The sequence below is a fragment of the Spirillospora sp. NPDC046719 genome, from assembly GCF_040645715.1.
Taxonomy (GTDB): Bacteria; Actinomycetota; Actinomycetes; order Streptosporangiales; family Streptosporangiaceae; genus Spirillospora.
The window spans coordinates 1-1304 of sequence record NZ_JBEYYT010000908.1 but is presented as its reverse complement, the minus strand read 5'-3'; the positions used below and the strand labels follow the sequence as shown (position 1 = coordinate 1304).

General features: G+C 79.9%; 1 protein-coding gene. It reads left to right on the top strand.

The window, feature by feature from the left end; all coding sequences use genetic code 11:
- Nucleotides 1-101: 101 nt before the first annotated feature.
- Nucleotides 102-1304, top strand: a 1203-nt coding sequence (locus ABZ914_RS51475) for a DNA polymerase Y family protein (RefSeq protein WP_500201828.1), incomplete at its 3' end; no start/stop codon positions are given.

The window sequence follows — 1304 nt, the reverse complement described above, 5'->3', positions numbered from 1 at the left end:
GGACGTCGAGGAGTTCTGGTCCGACCTGGCCGCCGCGTACGCCGAGCAGGTCCGGCGGATCGCCGCCCTCGGCTGCCGGTACCTGCAGCTCGAACCTGGTGGTGCGGGAGCGCGACACCGACGCCGAAGGGCGGCTCTTCGAGGCGGTCGTGGAGGCGGTCGCGGAGCTGGCGCCGCGGGTCGAGGTGGTCCGGCCGGGACTGTGCGCGATCGCGGCGCGCGGCCCGGCGCGGTTCTACGGCGGCGAGGAGGCGCTGCGGGTCCTGGTGCAGGACACGGTCGTCGAGGCCGGGCACGACTGCGGATCCGGGATCGCGGACGGCCTGTTCGCCGCCGAGCTGGCCGCGCGCGCCGGGCAGGGCGGCGTGGTCGTGCCGGAGGGCGGCGCGGCGGCGTTCCTCGCGCCGTACCCGCTGTCGGTGCTGGACCGCCCGGAGCTCGCCGACCTGCTGGCGCGCCTCGGCATCAGGACGCTCGGCGCGTTCGCGGAGCTGCCGTCCGGGCACGTCGCGGGGCGGTTCGGCGCCGACGGGGCGCTCGCGCACCGGCTGGCGCGGGGCGAGGAGCCGCGCCCGATCGCGCCGGTCCGCGCGGCGGCGGACCTGTCGGTCCGCGCGGCGTTCGATCCGCCCGCCGAGCACGCCGAGCAGGTCGTGTTCACGGCGAAGCGGCTGGCCGGCGAGCTGCACGAGGGGCTCGCGGCGGGCGGCCTGGCGTGCGTGCGGCTGGAGGTCGAGGCCGGGTTCGCCGACGGGCACGTCCTGCGGCGGCTGTGGCGGCACGACGGGCGGCTGTCGGCGCTCGCGGTCGCCGAGCGGGTGCGGTGGCAGCTGTCGGCGTGGCGGGACGGCCGCCCGGCGACGGGCACCGACCCCGAGGGCATCGAGGCGCCCGCCGGGGAGGAGGCCGTGTGGGGCGGTGTGACCTGGCTGGAGCTGACGCCCGACCAGCTCGTCCCGGACGGCGGGCGGCAGGAGGCGCTGTGGGGCCGGACCGCCGTCACCGACCGCATCGCCCGCGCCGCCGACCGGATCCAGGGGCTGCTCGGGCACGGCGCGATCACCCGTCCGGTGCTCGCGGGCGGGCGGGGGCCGGGCGAGCAGGTCGTCCGGGTGCCGGTCGGCGACCTGCCGCCGGCGAACCTGCCGGACGGGCCGTGGCCGGGCCGGCTGACCGCGCCCGCGCCCGCCGTGGTGCCGGCCGCGGCGCCGGAGGCGGAACTGCTCGACGCGGACGGCGCCCCGGTGGAGGTGTCGGCGCGCTGCGCGGTGTCGGCGCCGCCGGCCGCGCTGCTGCTCGGCGGC